The 18,853-nt window shown below is 48.6% G+C and carries 18 protein-coding genes; 10 read left to right on the plus strand and 8 right to left on the minus strand.

Going from position 1 to position 18,853, the window contains the following annotated elements:
• The 4 genes from V6C93_RS15450 to V6C93_RS15465 all read right to left on the minus strand — a co-directional run.
• A partial coding sequence (locus tag V6C93_RS15450) for an AAA family ATPase (protein ID WP_333477556.1) occupies positions 1-354 on the minus strand: 354 nt, incomplete at its 3' end.
• A gap of 107 nt (positions 355-461) precedes the next feature.
• Entirely contained in the window at positions 462-3,362 is a 2,901-nt protein-coding gene (locus V6C93_RS15455; protein WP_349262724.1) for a cation-transporting P-type ATPase, read from the minus strand.
• A gap of 83 nt (positions 3,363-3,445) precedes the next feature.
• Entirely contained in the window at positions 3,446-4,351 is a 906-nt protein-coding gene (locus tag V6C93_RS15460; protein ID WP_333477558.1) for a lipid kinase, read from the minus strand.
• A 159-nt stretch (positions 4,352-4,510) separates the two neighbouring features.
• Positions 4,511-7,120: a ShlB/FhaC/HecB family hemolysin secretion/activation protein gene (locus tag V6C93_RS15465; protein ID WP_333477559.1), complete on the minus strand. Its 2,610-nt coding sequence runs from the start codon at positions 7,118-7,120 to the stop codon at positions 4,511-4,513.
• Between the two features lie 634 nt (positions 7,121-7,754).
• On the opposite strand from V6C93_RS15465, the gene V6C93_RS15470 reads away from it, so the two are divergent.
• Positions 7,755-8,153: a hypothetical protein gene (locus V6C93_RS15470; RefSeq protein ID WP_333477560.1), complete on the plus strand. Its 399-nt coding sequence runs from the start codon at positions 7,755-7,757 to the stop codon at positions 8,151-8,153.
• A gap of 17 nt (positions 8,154-8,170) precedes the next feature.
• Here the strand turns inward: V6C93_RS15470 and V6C93_RS15475 are convergent, their stop codons facing one another.
• Positions 8,171-8,722, minus strand: coding sequence for a hypothetical protein (locus V6C93_RS15475; protein WP_333477561.1), 552 nt, complete (start codon positions 8,720-8,722; stop codon positions 8,171-8,173).
• 159 nt (positions 8,723-8,881) lie between these two features.
• On the opposite strand from V6C93_RS15475, the gene V6C93_RS15480 reads away from it, so the two are divergent.
• Positions 8,882-9,196 carry a hypothetical protein gene (locus tag V6C93_RS15480; protein ID WP_333477562.1) on the plus strand — a complete coding sequence of 105 codons (315 nt, stop codon included), beginning with the start codon at positions 8,882-8,884 and terminating at the stop codon, positions 9,194-9,196.
• A 123-nt stretch (positions 9,197-9,319) separates the two neighbouring features.
• The gene (locus V6C93_RS15485) at positions 9,320-9,922 is read left to right on the plus strand and encodes a YbhB/YbcL family Raf kinase inhibitor-like protein (protein WP_333477563.1); all 603 of its coding nucleotides are present in this window, start codon (positions 9,320-9,322) and stop codon (positions 9,920-9,922) included.
• A gap of 54 nt (positions 9,923-9,976) precedes the next feature.
• On the opposite strand, the gene V6C93_RS15490 is transcribed toward V6C93_RS15485, so the two are convergent.
• Entirely contained in the window at positions 9,977-10,117 is a 141-nt protein-coding gene (locus tag V6C93_RS15490; protein ID WP_333477564.1) for a hypothetical protein, read from the minus strand.
• A gap of 397 nt (positions 10,118-10,514) precedes the next feature.
• Here V6C93_RS15490 and clpP point away from each other — a divergent pair, with 397 nt between their 5' ends.
• Entirely contained in the window at positions 10,515-11,123 is a 609-nt protein-coding gene (gene clpP / locus V6C93_RS15495; protein WP_333477565.1) for an ATP-dependent Clp endopeptidase proteolytic subunit ClpP, read from the plus strand.
• A gap of 136 nt (positions 11,124-11,259) precedes the next feature.
• On the opposite strand, the gene V6C93_RS15500 is transcribed toward clpP, so the two are convergent.
• The gene (locus V6C93_RS15500; protein WP_333477566.1) at positions 11,260-12,066 is read right to left on the minus strand and encodes a hypothetical protein; all 807 of its coding nucleotides are present in this window, start codon (positions 12,064-12,066) and stop codon (positions 11,260-11,262) included.
• A gap of 703 nt (positions 12,067-12,769) precedes the next feature.
• Here V6C93_RS15500 and V6C93_RS15505 point away from each other — a divergent pair.
• The 3 genes from V6C93_RS15505 to V6C93_RS15515 all read left to right on the plus strand — a co-directional run bounded on the left by V6C93_RS15505 (position 12,770) and on the right by V6C93_RS15515 (position 16,600).
• On the plus strand, positions 12,770-15,019 hold the full coding sequence (locus V6C93_RS15505; protein ID WP_333477567.1) for a ribonuclease R family protein: 2,250 nt from the start codon (positions 12,770-12,772) through the stop codon (positions 15,017-15,019).
• A 144-nt stretch (positions 15,020-15,163) separates the two neighbouring features.
• A complete protein-coding gene (locus tag V6C93_RS15510; protein WP_333477568.1) occupies positions 15,164-15,772 on the plus strand; it encodes a flavin prenyltransferase UbiX in 609 nt (202 codons plus the stop codon).
• Positions 15,773-15,853: 81 nt separating this feature from the next.
• Positions 15,854-16,600: a hypothetical protein gene (locus V6C93_RS15515; RefSeq protein WP_333477569.1), complete on the plus strand. Its 747-nt coding sequence runs from the start codon at positions 15,854-15,856 to the stop codon at positions 16,598-16,600.
• A gap of 9 nt (positions 16,601-16,609) precedes the next feature.
• On the opposite strand, the gene V6C93_RS15520 is transcribed toward V6C93_RS15515, so the two are convergent.
• The gene (locus tag V6C93_RS15520; protein ID WP_333477570.1) at positions 16,610-16,810 is read right to left on the minus strand and encodes a hypothetical protein; all 201 of its coding nucleotides are present in this window, start codon (positions 16,808-16,810) and stop codon (positions 16,610-16,612) included.
• A 461-nt stretch (positions 16,811-17,271) separates the two neighbouring features.
• Between V6C93_RS15520 and V6C93_RS15525 the strand changes: the two genes are divergently transcribed.
• From V6C93_RS15525 to V6C93_RS15535, 3 genes are all read left to right on the plus strand, one after another.
• A complete protein-coding gene (locus V6C93_RS15525; protein WP_333477571.1) occupies positions 17,272-17,802 on the plus strand; it encodes a shikimate kinase in 531 nt (176 codons plus the stop codon).
• Positions 17,799-18,038, plus strand: a complete 240-nt coding sequence (locus V6C93_RS15530) for a hypothetical protein (RefSeq protein ID WP_333477572.1) — start codon at positions 17,799-17,801, stop codon at positions 18,036-18,038. The genes V6C93_RS15525 and V6C93_RS15530 overlap by 4 nt, the downstream gene beginning before the upstream one ends.
• A 38-nt stretch (positions 18,039-18,076) precedes the next feature.
• On the plus strand, positions 18,077-18,853 hold a 777-nt coding region (locus V6C93_RS15535; RefSeq protein ID WP_333477573.1), incomplete at its 3' end, for an ABC transporter permease.

Genomic DNA, 18,853 nt, shown 5'->3' on the forward strand with positions numbered 1-18,853 from the left:
AGAGAACTGTACCGCATTGAGGATACCCAAAAAGTCCAACTGGCGGCGTAAGCCTTCCCGATTAAGGGCAACGGTGCGGCGTCCTTGAGTGCGCAGAATTAAAGCTAGCTCTACTGAACCATAAGCACGTTCCAGGTTAGCCTGAATTTGACCAACCGTTGCTTCTTCTAAAACGAGGTCGCGATCGCGTACTGCGCGATGGCTCTTGAGCGTCGAGAGCAACTCTACCGCCTCTAGTAGATTCGATTTCCCTTGAGCATTATTACCCACCAAAATCGTCTTGGGGGCATCAAAATCTACGACGCAGTCTCGGTAATTGCGAAACTGTCTCAGGTGTAAAGTTTTCAGATACATTTTGGTCTTGGGTCATTGGGTTGAAGGTTGAAAGTTATACGTTAGAAGGTTAAAACGCATCAACCTGCTTTCCTGGCCAACTTTCAACCCCTCTCCAAACTAATGACTTAAGCACGACGACGGGAGAAGTAAAAGCGGAAGAAAAGTTTCTCCATCTCAACCCAAACAAACAATAAGGAGCTAAAGCCGAGGCAAATAGCAAGTTCTGTTAGGTTTAGGTAATGAGTCCCGAAGAAATTTTGTAGGGGTGGAACATAGACGAGAGCCAACTGTAAAGCTGTAGTCACAACTACAGCCCAGAGTAAATAGGGGTTAGAGAAGGGGTTCACCTGTATTACGAGGCGAGAGATAGAGCGAACCGCCAAGGCATGTCCCATTTGGGCAATACATAGGGTGGTAAACACCATCGTTTTCCAAGTGTCTTTATCTCCCTGATAGCCAGCGGCATGAGTATGGTTGTATGCCCATACCATTAAGGCAATGGTGATAATTGAAAAAACAATACCGATGCGAACCATATAAGACCCTAGTCCCTTAGCAAAAATACTCTCACGGGGACTAAAGGGGGGGCGTTTCATCACATCGGGTTCTGGCGGTTCTACAGCAAGGGCGAGGGCGGGTAAACCATCAGTAACCAGGTTCATCCAGAGAATTTGTAGCGGTGTCAGAGGCACGCCACCCAATCCAATGATAGGCGCTGCGGCAATGACTAAAACTTCACCAATGTTACTGCCCAGGATGTATTTGATAAATCGGCGGATATTGGTGTACACGACGCGACCTTCTTCTGTGGCAGCGACAATGGTGGCAAAGTTGTCATCGAGGAGTACCATATCACTAGCTTCTTTACTGACATCAGTGCCGGTAATCCCCATCGCAATGCCAATATCTGCCTGCTTCAAGGCGGGGGCGTCGTTCACCCCGTCGCCAGTCATGGCAGTAAATTCGCCACGACTTTGAAGGGCTTTGACAATCCGCAGTTTGTGTTCTGGGGAGACGCGGGCATAGATGTTGACATTTCCGACTTCTTGTTCAAGTTCTTCTTGGCTGAGTCGTTGTAACTCCTGACCGGTGAGGACGCGATCGCCTTCTTTAGCAATCCCTAAACTCTGCGCGATCGCTTGTGCCGTCAGTTGGTGGTCACCCGTAATCATGATTGGGCGAATCCCAGCATCTCGACATCGCGCCACTGCATCCCGCACTTCTGTTCGCGGAGCATCTAGCATTCCCACGAGACCCAGCCAAACCAACTCCCGCTCAGTCGAGTCCTCTGAGGCGTCTGGAGGTACGCTCTCTAAGGGCTTGTAGGCAAATCCCAGCACCCGCAATCCTGCGCCTGCCATCTGGTTATTTTGCTCCAAGATTTGCTGACGCTGGGTATCTGTAAGACTCTTAACTGTATTGCCTTGTTGATAGGTTTTACAGCGTTCCAAAATCAGTTCGGGCGAACCCTTGGTAAACATTACAAACGGTGTATCTTGAGCGTGTTGGGCAACGTTTTGAGTTCTGCCTTGACAAATCACACTCATCCGCTTGCGCTCTGAGGAAAAAGGAAACTCTCCAACTCGCTTCAATTGACGGCTCAACGAGTCCTTTTCCAAACCACTTTTCCCGGCTAGGGAGAGTAAGGCTCCTTCTGTTGGGTCACCTAAAATGATCCACTCATCTGCTGAATTGGGTTTCCCTTTCCCTGTGCCGTTCTCTTGGCTTTTTGGTAAGTCCTGCTGTAATACAGCATCATTGCAAACTACACAGGCAATCAGCAGCGTTTGTAGTTCTGGATACTGTTCCGCTCTAATGGCCTGATTGTCAATTTTAAACTCGCCTCTAGGGGTGTATCCCTCACCTGTAACGCTGAACCTCTGCTCGACCGTAGCTAATTGCTGAACCACCATTTTGTTTTGAGTCAGCGTGCCAGTTTTATCGGAGCAAATCGTTGTTACGCTTCCTAAGGTTTCTACGGCTGGGAGTTTGCGAATTAAGGCGTTGCGACGCACCATGCGTTGTGTTCCCAACGCTAGAGTCACGGTGATCACAGCAGGTAAACCTTCCGGGACGACAGCGACAGCCATAGAGAGAGAAACTTCCACCAGCTCTTGCAAGACCCCGCCATCAAATCTAGCCGTATCCAGGTAGGATTTGAGCATACCGCCTACCACCACTAGCGCTACCAGCACCAGTGAGCCAGTCACCAAGACGTTACCCAGTTGAGTCATCCGCTGTTGCAAGGGCGTCGGTTCACTTTCCACCGCTTGCAGCATCTCGGCAATTTTACCGAGTTCTGTCCGCATCCCCGTACCCGTGACGATGGCAGTACCTCGTCCGTGAACGACTTCGGTTCCTTGATACACCAAATTAACGCGATCGCCCAAAGGCGTTTCTTCTTGCAGTTGAGTATCAACCTGCTTCGTAACGGCTTGAGCTTCCCCAGTCAGTGCAGCTTCCCGAATTTGGAGATTGGATGCCTCAATTAAACGCGCATCGGCTGACACCTGAACGCCCGCTTCTAGGAGCATGATGTCCCCCGGCACCAGTTGTTTGCCGTCTATCTCAATGGGTTTGCCATCCCGAAGGACTCTTACCTTCGGGGAAGAAAGGCGCTTCAGAGCGGCAAGTGCTTTCTCCGCACGGCTTTCCTGAAGATAGCCGAGGATGCCATTAAGAATTACAATCGCCATAATCGCGATCGTATCTTTGAAGGGAACTCCGCCTTCTGAAGAGCCTTGTTGCAGCGCGATTAAGTCTAAAACCCCTGAAATAATCGCTACCACGATCAGCATCACCAACATGATGTTTTTGAACTGATCGAGCAGGATTTCCCAGGAACTACGACCGGCAGTTTCTTCTAATTCATTGGAGCCATACTGCTGCAACCGCTCTTCAACCTGTTGGGTCGTCAGACCCGTTTCTGCGTTAGTGCTCAACTCTAAGAGCGTCTTCTCGACGTTTAAAGTGTGCCATGCATTTGCTAGAGCGGGCCGAGAATTTGAATGACTAGATGGAGCCACGGGTAATGTTTGCTGTAACACGGTACGAACTCAATCATAGTCTTAAAGACTAATGACGGAGTATGAAGGCAGTTGAGCGGTGCTCAAGTCTTAATTTTAAGCTCTTGGAGTTGGGGAAAATAAGGTACAAAAACGGTTATTGCCCTAGGGACAAGTTGAAATTTAGCCGGAGTGTAAGTCACGATTTCACCATCAGCATTGATCGGCTGAGGTCTACGAGTATAAATTTCAAATTCCTTGCCCTGAAGGGTACGCACTTCAGACCAGTCAGCGTGTTTGCCTCGCCGCAGTGACGGAAATAGCCGAACAAGTTGCCACCAATGCCGACATTCCAGGCTATAAAGATCCAGGCGTTGGTCGTCGATCGCGGCATCATCCGCCACTGCCATTCCGCCACCATAATATCGTCCGTTACCTACTGCAATTTGTATAGTTCTGACCCGAATCGACTCTCCCCGAAGGCGAATTTCTGCCCAAAAGAGTCGAGCTTTCCAAACCACTTTAATCGCCGTAGCCGCGTAAGCAAGAACTCCCCAAAAACGCTTGGCTTTTTTGTCCAATTGCTGGGTAATTTGTACAGAAAGCCCCAGACTAGCGACATTAAAAAAGTGCTTATCATTGACTCGACCTAGGTCAATCCGCTGACTGTAACCTGTAGCAATGACTTCACAAGCTTCGGGTATCGACGGGGGAATTTTGAGGGTGCGAGCGAGGTCGTTGGCCGTTCCCAGAGGCAAAATGCCTAAGGGCAACTGAGTCTCTACTAACCCCTCGACGCAGGCATTTAGGGTGCCATCCCCACCCCCGATGATGACTAAATCAACTTGATCCCGATAAAAACGGATGATGTTCGACAACTGCTGGGGCTTCCCTGTTGACTCTTCCAACAGTTCAAGACCCAGCGCTTGTAACTGGCTGATGGCTTGTATGAGAGTTTCCTCACCTCGCCGAGAGTGGCGATTTACCAACAGCAGCGCTCGCTGAGTCATGCTGCGCCTCATTATTTTTGATAGTGGCTTAATTGTCTCACAAAAGGGTACGAAAAAACTCTATCGGCTGGAATAGGTAGGAAGTGCGTTACAGAGTGGAAGGTTGAAGGTTTGAACGTTCAACCTTCAACTTGCTTCCCCTGTAACGATTACCCATTTTTAAAATTGATAGCGAACACTAAAGTAGAAGCCTTCATCCTGAGCATTCGTCCCCCGATCATCGACATCAATTAAAGGATAGCCATAGTCCACCCGCAGACTTAATCCGGGTTGGGCTTCCCAAATGAGTCCCAAGCCAAGACCAGCTAAAAAGCGCTGCGAGGGTAAAAATTGGTTATTCGGATTATCTGACTGATTCCAAATCACACCCGCATCGAAAAAGGGAGCGAGTTGAAAAATAGAAGCACCGGCTTCGTTGCGTTGTAGCGTAATACGATCTTCGACGGAAAAACGCACGCCATTGTCGCCTGAGCGAATGTTTTGTCGGTAGCCTCGTAAGGATTGACCGCCACCAATTACAAATTGTTGGGAGGGCAATAAGCTATCGGGCGTCAGCTGAATGTCAGCTCCCACAATTAAGAAGTTATTCTCATTGAGAATCTGCACACGCTGTGCCTGACCGAGCCAGCTGACGAATCGCCCATCAGGTATTGGGTCGGGATTGATTGTGGCACCCAACGCGCCGACACCGATACTAAAGAGCGATCGCAAAGACCAAGCCCCCTTAACATCACGGCGCAAATAGTCTTGTCCAAACTTGATGACCCGAGTCGCGCTGATCCCAGTTGTTTCATCCGGACCAATGCCAAAAGGAGACGGTGACCCAAACAGAAAGGTCTGACCTTCTTGGTAGCTAAAGCCTAGAGATAAGGCAAATTCTTCCCTGGGTGAGCGAATGAACGGTTGTCGGAAACTAATTTCATACAAATCCGATTGCCCTCGAATATCAAAAAGGTTGAGGGGTTCTTGAGTAATTCTATTGCGACTTGGGGCAGCTCTCAGTTGCAGAGTGCCGTTCATCGGATTGAGCGGAATGCGATAGCTGAAGTCAAAACTATCTGCACCGCTCGTTGTGGTGTGGTAGTAAGATCCTGCAACTTCATCTCCATTACCGGTTAGGTTGCGATAGAGCAAGTTGAGTCCCAACCGTTCGGAACCAACACTGGGTGGCGAGTAGTTGTCAATACTGACACTGCCTTCAAACGGATTAGCTTCGACGACACGAACAATAAGAATGCTCTGACCCACGCCAGTTCCTGCCCGCAGCGACGCCTCTACATTCTCAAATAGGGGGTCTGCTCGTAGCAACCGCAGTTGGTCTTCCAGCTTACCCGTATTCAGCGGTTTTCCGGCACCCAGTCGCACACGACTACGAACGTAACTGGGTTTCACTCGGCGCGTCCCCTCGACTTGAATATCTTCCAAGCTTCCCTCGATCACAGCAATTTCCACCACTCCATCAGCAGGAATCACTTGATTGGCCAGAATTGCTCTAGAGGTGATGTAGCCCTGATCCAAGTACAACTGGGTGATTTTATCGGCAACTTCTCTGAGTTGTTCCAGGGTGAGGGTACGCCCTTCATAAGGTTGCACTATGGGATTGAGCTGTTGTGCACCAAAGACAGTACTGCGAGTGACTTTAATGCTCTGGACTCGAATTGTTTGAGCATTGGGATCGGTTGTGGGTGTTGGGGTAGGCGAGGGTTGAATCGGTGGCTGCCTTTCCGGGGATTCTGGTGTTGGGGTGGGCGAGGGTTGACTCGGTGATGTTGAATCCGGTATTTCCAGTCTTGGGGTGGGCGAGGGTTGACTCGGTGATGTTGAATCCGGTATCTCCAGTTTTGGGGTAAGAGAGGGTTGACTCGGTGATGTTGAATTCGGTGTGACGGGTGCCGGATTTAAGGGCGGCTGCAAAAATCGCTCTTGGTTTGGGTCGGGTTGTAGATTTTCTGGGGCGACGGGCGGGGGAGCTGTCGGAGTCTGTGCTTCTAGGAATGGTTTTTGGATGAAGCTTTCACCGGTTAGAGGCGTAAGTTTCGGGGGGGAGAAGGAAGGCAGGGAAAACACGGAGACCTCTTCTAGCCCAAAGAGCGAATTTTGACTAACTTTCCCTTCCGTGCCCAGAAGCCCCGATGCTGCTTTGCTAGCCGCCGCTGGGTGTGGAAGCTCGTCATTGTCTGGGGTGGGGTTCCACGCTACCTTCTGTGTGAGGCAAGATAAGGACTCTTGTTCTAGGGCTTGCAGATGTTCGAGAATCGCTGGGGAAGCCGAAGAGCGATGTGCATTCTGAATTGGACGATCACCGGACGCGATCGCACCCAGCTCACCAGCGGAGCTAATTCCTGAAAGTGCTTTCGTCGAGAAGGCATTCTCGTACATGTATTCCGGAGGAGGAACTGAGGGGTAGAGTCGGGCTTTCCCTTCAGGGTAGCTGTCTCCACCGAATAGGGGTGAGGCGTCCTTCTCGAAGGAAAGAGTAGAGATTTTTGAAGAGGATGGCTCCAGACATTCCGCTTTTTTGAGACTATGGAGATTACTTCCTGGGCTTTTTAATTCATCAGATACCTTTGGCCAATCCGTCGGCGTTGCCGCATTAGCGTTTGTACAGCAGGGTGCAGCCTCAACATAGCGGCTCTGAACTAGCAGTATGCCGATGCTACCCGTAACAGCAATTCCCACACCAAAGGGAGCAAGTTTCCGCAAGCGGGGCTTTGCTAGCAAGCCTTTGATAACAACCTCACACCAACACAATCCCATCTCCAAGCGCATGGGTTTTTTATTCTCCTTAGGTCAATGTATTGAGAGACTTTGGGTCATAACTCATCGTAAATGAGTCCATATTCCCAGAAAGGCTTCTCTGGATGACGGATAGAAGCAAATATTTTGATCTTTCACGGTTATAGCCGATTGGTTCTCCTTCAGATCCCACTGGGTTTATTACAAATTGATCGCTCTTGAGTTTCCCCAAGGAAGGATGTTCTCGATCAACACTGTCTTTTGCGAATCCTGTTGCCCCTTTGCTACCCTGTTTTGACTGTCCTCATCTCTTCAGCAGGCGCATCTAGCCTCTTTTGTATCAAACTGGGATGAAACCTTGAATTTTCGTGGGCTGAAGCAACGTAAATTCCAGGAATTTTCCTAAAGTGACAGAAGAGGGTAGCTGTTGGGGGAGGTTGCGGAAGAACCAATTTCAGTAGAGCGTCCGTTAGTTTAAGCAAGCCCTAAATATAACAAGCAAATAAAGCTATCTTTACTTCAACCTACCTGAAAGTGAAACAATCTATGACCAAAAACCAAAAAGGTCTCAAGCCCCCGACTGCAAGTCGTGGAGAACAAAAAAATTAGTTCAGTATTCCCATCCCTCGACTTTTAGTGGCGGGGACAAGCCAAAATCCAAAATCGAATGACAGCCTGCTTGTCCAGCCGTCACAGTACTGTGTTCATCGCTTTCCTAAGAAATCAGCATAGTTTCTTACTTGACCTAACGGATGCGTTAGCGAAGTGGGGCGTTAGCCTTCGCGTCCGTGAAAAGCTCCTGTCAGTCTCGGAAAATCACACTCAAAGCAAAAGTCTGAGAGCTTTTTTACATAACGATTTGAACGGTGAGTTTTTGATAAAAATTCAAAAATGTAGATTAATTGGGAAAACTCCCGATCCATTAGGGTTGCAGCATTTGCGATCGCCTACCCTGTTTTCTCAAGAGTGCAAAAGTCGCTGTTGCAAGAGACACCATGAGCTGCGCTCACAACGAAGGATGAAACTAGACTTGCAAGATAGGTCTATTGAAGGCGCGACGGCCTAAAGCTAACATTTAGGCTCTCACCTACTCAACATAAGGCTCTCTTCCCTCACCTGAGATGGAATAACAATCGTGTGACGAACATCTATTGCTGTGGCTCTAGTTCTTTTTAAAGCCAAAAGCTTCATTGAAACCTCGTGTGGCTTGGATCGACCCAGTATTTCATAGACGGCAAGCAGAAAATCTGGGGTGATGCTGTTCAATCCAAACGTTAAGATTTGGGGGTTTCGCGTCACTAACATCAGGGGTTGACCGGAGCACGCAATGAAGGGTGGGTTGGAACAATTGGGGTTGAACGGGCTGTAAATTCCTTTAAAGCCACCGTACTGACTGGAGCTATTACGGATACTCGTTGAAGAGGAAGAGCTGCCGTAGAAGCCTTGGACGTTAATGATGGAGTAGAAAGAATAAGGCTTGCTCTCCAAGCGACCCAAGAATTGTCCGGAGTGAGACCGCAGTTCTGCGATACCATCGAGCTTTTTGAGATATTCGATATATGTCTCTACAGTCATCATGCTTTTTTCCGGTGAGCCTATCATCGCCATTGGTGTCCTCAGACCCATTTGGCTCATTTACATTTATAAGAATCGCTGTTTCTGCCCCGGATTTAGATAAAGTAACCTTGAGGATGAACGGAAATTGAATGAAGATTAAGTAAAGCGCTCTTAGACACTACGCGTAAATTTCAGAGATGAGAGTGATAAGTAGTCAGCCTGCATAGACTATCCCCCATGAAAGCAACATTTAGCACGCTTGCGATCGCTTTTGTCGTTTGGCTACTGATTAAACAGCCGACGACTCTCAGTCAAGTATCATCAAATCCAATCTCCAATAGTCAGCTCTCCCGTGATTTAACTCCCGTTCCGAACTTTTTCCAAGAAGGGCTAAAAAAGACCGAGGTCGAAATTCACCACCTCATTCACACAGAAGATATTTCGACGCAACCTCCTCTTAATAATAAGGTGAACCCACAGGTAGAACTTGATCGCTTACCTCAGATACAGCCCAGCGATTTTCCTACTCCTCATCAATCTTCACCTCAATAGTCAGTTACCCACTCAAGTAGTATAAGACTATCAGGTTGGCTATCAAGGGTCTCAAAGTATCCGCTTCGCACATAGCAACATAGCAACGTTCTTACCACTGATGAGCTGGAGACTAATTTTTCTGTGCCTAACTCTATAGGTCGAAGAGTCTTTCTGCGGGAGAGTGCTAATCTACTGGGGTTAACAGGGCTAGGCTTGGTGAGTTGCCGTGCTGCCAGTAACCGCTCATCAATCTCTATACAGCCGCAAACGAAACCTGTTGGTAAGATGATGAAACTTGAGAGTACAGCTTTTACTGCAAACGAGATGATTCCGTTCCTCTACACTTGCGACGGTCAAGACATCTCTCCAGAACTTCGATGGGACGCTCCCCCAACTGGGACACAGAGCCTTGCTTTGATTGTCGATGACCCAGATGCTCCCAGTGGAATCTTTGTCCACTGGGTTCTATACGACCTACCTCCTGAAACTCGCCAGCTACCCCAGGCTGTTGCCGCTACACCCACATTGCTCAACGGGGGTACACAGGGTAAAAATGATTTTGGCAAATTGGGCTATGGAGGCCCTTGTCCACCGAGTGGTGTCCATCGCTACTTCTTTAAACTTTATGCCCTTGACCGAGAACTCGGTCTAAAATCGGGTGCCACGAAAGCTCAGCTAGAGGCAGCCATCGATGGTCATATTCTCGCCGCGGCTGAACTCATCGGACGTTATGCACGCTCTTAGAGAGGGGAAGAGAGGGTGGAGGAGAAATGGGTAATACGGCTTTACGAGAAGCCCCTACCGAAAACTCAGCATTAGTTTTGAGTTGGTTAGCGGGGGTGATACCGTACTCGACTGATTCGTCTCTGGCGGACTAATGTGTGCCAGTAGATTCAGCAAGAACGTTATGGTGGCAGCTTGAAGAAGTCTTTTGAACATGACGGGTACTCCTCAATCTCTAGCTTCATTCTTAGATTACGATAGACGGCGAGAACCAGGCTGTATCTAATGAACTCACCCTTGGGGTGGTTTGTCGGTAATCGTATCTAAGGATTAATTCAGTGCTCAACACCCACGTTCCGCCTTTTAAACTGTCACAAGATAAAAAAGGGCATGGGACAGCAGAAAGTTATTCGATTTTGGATTTTGGATAATGGAATTGTCTTTGCGACTGAAAGTCGGGGGCTTGTGACCTTTTTGGTTTGTGGTCAAAAGTTAAAAGGCAAAATTCGAGTCTCAAGAGGTAATGCCCAGTCCCCAGTCCATCCCAGAGCCGACTGTCAACCGTGTCAATCGCTACAATCAATCTAAAGAAATACAAACAAAGCTGTAACGCATGATTCCTACAGTTATTGAACAATCCGGTCGTGGCGAACGCGCCTTTGACATCTACTCTCGTCTTTTGCGAGAGCGCATTGTCTTTCTCGGACAACCCGTTGATTCTGACCTGGCCAACTTAATTGTTGCCCAGCTACTGTTTTTAGAAGCAGAGGACGCCGAAAAAGACATTTACCTTTACATCAACTCTCCCGGAGGTTCGGTGACAGCAGGTATGGGAATCTTCGATACGATGAATCAAGTCCGTCCAGACGTTTGTACGATCTGTTTGGGCTTAGCAGCCAGTATGGGAGCCTTCTTGCTCAGTGCGGGTGCCAAAGGTAAGCGCATGAGCTTACCTCATTCCCGAATTATGATTCACCAACCTCTAGGGGGTGCCCAAGGACAGGCGACAGATATTGAAATCCAGGCTAGAGAAATCCTCTATCACAAGCGGCGGCTCAACGAGATTTTGGCACAAAACACGGGTCAGCCCCTCCCACGGATTGAGGAAGATACAGAACGGGACTTCTTCATGTCAGCCGAAGAAGCTAGGGATTATGGCTTGATTGACCAAGTGATCGATCGCCGCCCATCAGCAACCCGTACCCCTGTTAGCGTCGCGTAAAAACTTGCTATCAGGGGCAGGGGGAGATGAGGAGAGAGGGAGATGGGGCGGTTTCCTCAACTTAAACCTAAGACGAGTAACACCCTTTCATCCCCTCGCTTCCTCCTTATGAACTCCAGTTATCCCCTCACCTTCTCTAATCTTCTGGTGTCGGCTCAGATTCGAGATGATGTAAGAAGTCCAGTAATTCAGCATCAGACAAGAGCTGGCGCGATCGCTTCCCGTAAGTTTGTAGGAGATAATCTTTCCCCTTTTGAGTCGTCCAACCCAAACGCTTGAGTTCCACATTAGTTCTGGCGATGATGTCAGAAAAATCAATGGGAGTTTCAGGGGCTTTCGTTGCGCTGGTATCTTCCTCCAGTTTCTGCTTGCTCTGGGTGGAAGACCTGACGGGTGTATCCTCTAGTTGAGTCTGAGACGATTTCTTCTCTGTCATCCAGAGCGGGTTCTCAACCTCTTGGAGTGTAGAAATATCCGTGGATGGTTCATCCGTTACAGTCATCTCATCAGCTATCCATGCGGCCTTTCCAGCACGCTCAGTGACTTCCTCCCTTTTTAAGTCAAGGGATGACAAGCTGCTAGTATCTCCGACCGACGAGGGTTCTGGAAACCGATTTGAGGGAGGCTGGTATAGGCTTTCTGAGGGGAGGGCGACGGAAGGAATAGGTGTTGGAGTCTGGGGGTTTAGTACCACTCGGTCAACCACAGAGGTTTTCTCCTCTCCCATAGAAGCCGTTGTGGGGTCAATACCTAAAATCATTAACGCTCGACTTCTGGCTTGGTCTTCTGCCAATTCAACGGTTTGGGCCGCAGCCAGCGCTGTAACGAGGGTTATTCCCTCAACTTGAACCAGGCAACGCACGATGTACTTACCATGATCGATCGCGGATAGCTCAGTAACCAGGCTGCCTTTTGGGTAATGAACTCGGAATTGACTAAACATAAGTATATACGCTCTTTTCAAGAACATTTCGTGAACAGACGCCTACAACCTAAAATAATTAAAGACAGTCCATTGTCACTGTAACTCATTGCCTTTGCTGCAAAGCGAGTCAGTACGAAGAGCAGCAACAATTCATAAAAGGCAGTGTGTCAAAGTACGTGTCTGTTAGCAAGTAACTGGGTGGGTCGAAATCTCTTCACTCGGTATCAGTTGCTTCTCCAGTATGCAGCTGTATCTATCGTTCCCGTTTATAACAGTTGTGTTCAAGAGAAGTAATCAGACTGAGTAGAAAGATCGCTAGTCGTGTGAATGGGCCATTGTCGTTGAAACACTGCTACAAGTCGGCACGTCCCCAGGCATCCGGTAAATCTCACAGCGAGTTTATCCACTTTCAAACAGTGGCTTGAGGCTCAGTCTCGCTTCAGAACACAACGGATGCAGCCGGCCAACCCGTTTGGGCAGTGAATGCACTTTCTCGACGGTGAACACCTTTGTCAGGGTTAAAGTTGGCAGGTTGAACGTTGAAAGTTCTCACCTACCCTGCGAGTTCTCCTGGAGGAGTCCAATCTTCTAACGTTCAACTCCCTTCAAGATGGGCTAAGGCCAGCAACCCTTTAGAGTGGGCTCTGTCACAGTAGGTGAGCGTATCCACAACAGGGCAAGAGTAGAAAAACCCGATCAGATCAATCAAAAGGATTGTTGGATGGAATTCTCAATCGCTACATTACTTTCCAATTTCACAGATGACAAATCAGTGGCTCCCAAGGTTTTGGAAAAGAAGCTTGGTTGCCAAGATGACGAGAGTCTCGAAAAACTCCAGATTGCTCTGGATGCTCTAGAAAAGATTGGAGTTTTGGTCAAAGAGCGCGGCAGGTATCGGCGCGTCTATGAAGAGGACGTGGTTGAAGCCAAGCTGCGCTGTTCGAGTAAGGGATTTTGCTTTGCGATCCAAGATGTCGAGGGAGCCGATGATATTTATATCCAGAAGAGTCATTTGAGTACAGCCTGGAATGGCGATCGCGTCTTGGTAAAAATTACTAAAGAAGGCAGCCGCCGCCGTAGTCCTGAAGGACAAGTGAAGTTAATTCTGGAACGAGCTAATCCTTCAGTGCTGGCGCGAGTCAGGCGCACAAATGGTAGCTACCAAGCCGTTCCTCTCGATGATCGGCTTCTGTTTGAACTCGACCTCAATCCCAATCACGAAAACCTTGATCAGGCCATCGATCATTTGGTTCATGTCGAAGTACTACGCTACCCTCTAGGCCCAAAAAACCCGATTGGTCAGGTAGCACGCGTCCTAGGGAGTGACGCCGAAGACGCTGCTGACACTGATATTGTTTGTTGCAAGCACGATTTACGCCGAAATTTCCCCCCCAACGTCCTTAAAGCGGCACAGGATATACCCAAACAACTGCGCAAGACAGACTTAAAAAAGCGTCTCGATTTACGAAATCACCTGACGATCGCAATTGAAGGCGAAGATCACAGCGAAAGTGAGGTTGTTGAGAACGCTTTTACCCTAGAAAAAACTAAGGTAGGACACTGGCAGCTGGGAGTCCATATTGCGGATGTGGCAAGCTTTGTTTCTTTAGACTCCCCCTTAGATAGAGAAGCTCGAAAGCGGTGTACAGCGGTTTATTTGGGAGATATCGTGCTGCCAATGGTACCGGAGACTGTGCAAGAGCGTTGCTCTCTACTTCCCGGTGAAGATCGCTTGGCTATCTCCGTACTCCTCACCCTCAACGAGGCGGGTGAACTGGTCGAGTTTGAGATTCATCCCTCCGTAATCAAGGTAGACCATCAGCTGAGTTACCAAAAGGCGCAGTCGCTTTTGGGCGAGCATCAGGAGGCTGACCCAGAATTGGCTTCAGCCGTAGAAATGCTCAACAATCTGTTCTTTACATTAAGTCCGGCAGTTCGCGCTCAAAGACAGCGGCGAGGGGCGTTCGACTTGAATGTGTCGGAAACTCAGTACCCCTTCAAAGATGAAGGTCGCATCGGAGCAATTATTCTTTCCTCGACACTTCCGGTACGCTCTCTGTTAACGGAATTAACGATTTTAGCCAACCAAGCGGTTGCCTCTCATTTGCAAGCGATCGGCCTACCGGGAATTTACTGCGTGCAACCTATACCGGATGTGGAGGAGCTTCAGGATTTGATCAAGTTGGGCAACAATCTCCACCTTGATATGCAAGTGGAGGAAGACGAGGACATTACTCCCCAACACTACCAACGCTTTACCCAGCTGTTTGCCAAATCCACCGCACCCAAAGTCCTGAATTATTTGTTGCAGTCAACGTTAAAGCTAGCTGGATACAGTTCTAAACCCGGTTCTCACTTTGGTCTAGCTTTTGATAAGGGCTATACCCACTGCGTATCTCCCATGAGACGTTATGCGGATTTGTTTGTGCAACGGGTGCTGCTGGCGTTATTTGATAAAGGGCGCGATCGCCGCTCGACTCGTTCCAAAGATCGGGTTGACCTTAATCATAGTAGCAGTCACGGCAACATCAACTGGAATGTTTTGCCGCCAGATACTCAGCAAGAACTGGAAACGGAGGTAACCATTTTGGTTCCTCATCTTAATGACCGGGAGAAACTCGCGCAGGATGCTGAAGTCGATTTACAGGGTTTAAAGAAGGCTGAACAGATGAAAGAACGCACAGGAGATGTGTTCAGTGGACTAATTACCGGCGTCCAGTCCTACGGCTTTTTTGTGGAAATTGAAGACTTGCTTGTGGAAGGACTCGTCCACGTTAGTTCCCTGAAAGATGATTGGTACGAGTATCGCTCTCGACACGCTTGCCTTGTGGGTCGCAAGAATCGCACCGCTTATCGACTGGGTGATCGTGTGGAAGTTCAAGTCAAGAGCGTTGATTACTACCGTCAGCAAATTGACCTCGTCACCGTCGGCGGCGGTAGCGTTGCCTTTAACGAAGACCTGGAGGAGTAAGTTATTGCTCAACAGGGTTGGAACGTTAGCAAGTCGGAACGTTGAAAAGTTGGCAGGTTGAAACGTTGGCAAGTTGAAAGTTCTACCTCTATAACCCTCAACCCTCAACCTTCAACCTTCAACCTCTCACTTAACACCTAACAAATGACAAATCCTCTTATTTTAGGCGTCACCGGAGCCTCCGGCTTAATCTACGCTGTACGAGCGTTAAAGTTTCTGTTGGAAGCTGACTATGCGATCGAACTGGTTGCCTCAAAATCAACTTATATGGTTTGGCAAGCTGAGCAGGATATTCGCCTGCCTCCAGAACCCGATCAACAGGAGCGTTTCTGGCGTCAGCAAGCAGGGGTAACTCAGGGCGGAAACCTGATTTGTCACCGTTGGGGAGATGTGGGTGCTGCGATCGCCAGTGGCTCTTTCCGCACATCAGGGATGGTTATTATGCCATGTAGTATGAGTACAGTGGCAAAACTCGCGGCAGGATTAAGTTCCGACTTGCTGGAGCGTGCCGCTGATGTTCAGCTTAAAGAAGGGCGTCAATTGGTGATTGTGCCCCGCGAGACGCCGCTGAGTTTGATTCACCTGCGCAACCTTACTACCCTAGCCGAAGCTGGGGCGAGAATTGTTCCAGCTATCCCGGCTTGGTATCATAATCCGCAAACGATTGAGGATTTGGTGGATTTTGTTGTGGCGCGTGCTTTTGACCAACTGAACATTGATTGCATTCCTATGAAGCGCTGGCAAGGAGGATAAAAAGTTTTTGATTTTAAGTTATGAGTTTTGAGCTAAGGCAGTAACGTAGAGATAGCACTTAAGCCTCAAAACTCTTTTGAAATGCCTGTTATTCGGATTGTGCTACTGGTGGTGATTGGCGGTGGATTGGCCTTATTTGCCTTTTCAAATTTGTCGCCAGCACTGTCATTGGTGTTTTTGGGGACGCAGACGCTTGCCCTACCGCTAGCCGCATGGATTGGAATTGCGATCGCTGCCGGAGCGGGCACGAGCTGGTTCCTACAACTCCTGAACTACCTGCAAAAAGGGTACTCGACTCAGAGTCGAGAACAAGCGGACGAAGTGCCGCGTCGAAGGAGTAGTTTTCGCCGTCAACCGCTAGAAAACCCTGAGGCTGAATCTCAAACTCCATACACTCCACCGCCACCTCCTCCTCCAAAAACGCCAAGCAACAGGGTTGCTTCAGATTGGGAGCAAAGGAGTAAGGAGGACTGGGACTTCGAGGAAGATCCAGTGCCAGACACATCAAAGGCACAAGATACTGAGGATTGGCGAAGCGAGCGCTCGGCTTCCCCCTCAAGAGATACACCTCAAACGGATCGCACAGACTATGAAGTCTCGCAGGAGCCAAAAACTCAGTCTCAAAGCGGCTCTGTCTACTCCTACAGCTACCGAGACACGCCCAAAACAGGTGTTGGTAAACCTGACCAAGTATACGATGCTAACTATCGAGTCATTACGCCGCCCTTTCAAAAACCGCCTGAGCCGAGTGACGAGGAGGAGGACTGGGGATTTGAAGATGATGAGGATTTTGACGATGACGCACAGAGCCAGCCAAGGCGGCGATAGTTTCAAATTCTAGCAAGCGTGCGATCGCAAGAGTTCGCGAGATAGTTGCTTTACTTGACCCGCCATTGCGGCTTGCTGTAACCTCATAAACGCCTTTAGATCTTCTCGGTCATACTTTTTGGCGAGCATTTGTCGCAAATGCTCTTCAGCTTCTATTGTCAAATACCCTGTGGAAAGAGCCTCTTGGACTACATTACGAATCAGGAGCATGTGCCTTATCACCCTAATCGAAAGCAATCTAAACGGTTTGAGTATAGGTAACCTTTCAGGGGATTTACGGCGATCCGCTTGCTCCTATCAGAGCCGCGTCCCTTGGGGATAGCTGTGCTTCACGAAGAGAACTGGTGCCGTTTGCGCCAGAGCTTCAGTGAGGACATGGGCGTAGCGCCTTAGGTAATCGCCAACCTGATTCATGAGACATGAGCTGTTGGCAATTACCTGTAAAACCCTGAAATCAAATCACCCCATCTGTTGATTTATCACCAGCCAGGATGAATTTTATGCAAAGCATAAATGAAGTACAGATAAAGTCGCTCTAAAATTCACCTTAACTACAGGATCGAGTCTGTATCATCTACGGTTTGCTCATCAATGAGAGACTTGCCAGAACGTCTGAAACCCTGGAGGATGTTAATCGCAGAGCTATTTGTTTGCCGAGGCGCAATCTCCCAGTGAATGACTTATTAAAAGGAATCAATGTTTTTCTGGTTGGTATGATGGGCACCGGAAAGACAACCGTAGGAAATTTATTAGCCCGTCAGCTAGGCTACAGTTTTGTTGACACAGATGAGGTAGTTGAGAAAACTACAGGTAAAACGATTAATCAGATTTTTGCCGATGAGGGTGAAGAAAATTTTAGGCAGATAGAGTCTGAGGTACTCTCACAAGTAGCAGCTCATACCAGGTTAACCGTTGCTACAGGCGGCGGCCTTGTACTGCGACGCTTTAACTGGAGTTATTTGCATCACGGCATTGTTATCTGGCTGGATGCACCTGTAGACGTGTTAATAGCTCGTCTCCAAAATGATACCACTCGCCCCTTGCTGCAAAACGACAATCCCGCGCAAGCGCTACAAACGCTCCTCGACCAACGAAAAAGTCTCTATGCCGAAGCTGACCTGCACATCCGCATCAGCGCCAACGATACCCCCGAACAGATTGTCTCACGCATCATTGCCGAGATTCCTGATGTCCTAAAATGACTAGCGATCGCTCCTTCTTCGATAGTCTAATTAAGTACGACTTGAGCAATGGCAGTTCCCAGACTCACGAATTTGAGGCGGGGCGCTATGGAGGCGAGGCAGTATTTGTTCCTCTTTTGTCAAATACCTCTACTGGACTGGCGATCAAGGAGGGAAGGGGAGATAAGCAAAGCCTCTCTCCTGCCAGGAGAGAGGTCTACCTATGGTCTAGTCAATTGACATGCAACGAAATGTAAACTAATAATAAAGAAAGCCTTATGGAAGACTCAAACCTGTGAAAGATTTGCTTTCGTTGCCCCTAAGCAAAACCCCTAAAGGCTCGCAGTTCCAAACTATTCTGGCAGATGCTCTAACTATCTTTTGGGGAGAGTGGTTAGACTTGCGTGTGCGGATTGTACAAGTCGCCTCTGCTGGGTTAATATCACCCTTGATTTACATTGTGGGGTTTGGCTTGGGGCTGGGGAGTGCTTTAGACGCAACCATGAAACCTGCCGCAGGCGATAACTATTTGCAGTTTATTCTGCCGGGAATGATCGCCCTGTCTTCGATGACGATTAGTTTCGGAGGCACAACTTTTTCCATTTGTGGCGATCGCATTTTCACCAAAACCTTTGAGGAAACGCTACTCGTACCCGTGCATCCCTTGGCGTTGTATTTAGGTCGAATGCTAGCTGGAATTGTGCGGGGAATGATGACATCCGGTTCTGTAATTTTAATCGCGGTTCTGTTCACAGGGAAAGTTTGGAGTTTTTTGAATCCATTATTTTTACTGCTGCTAGTACTCAATTGTGCTGTCTTTGCCGGTTTAGGGGTGATTGTTGGGTTGAATGTTAAGTCCCTAGAAAGCGTTGGACTGTGCAACAACTTCTTGATTGTGCCAATGTCCTTTTTAGGAGCGACTTTTTTTGACCCAGCAACGTTACCCGCCGCCCTCAAAGTTATTGTATACCTGCTCCCTTTAACCTACACGAGCATTGGGCTTCGGGCCGCTGCTTACTTACCGCTCTCCCAGTTTCCCTGGTACGATATACCCATCCTCCTCGCGGTTGCG

Source organism: Allocoleopsis sp., assembly GCF_036703385.1.
Classification (GTDB): Bacteria; Cyanobacteriota; Cyanobacteriia; order Cyanobacteriales; family Coleofasciculaceae; genus Allocoleopsis.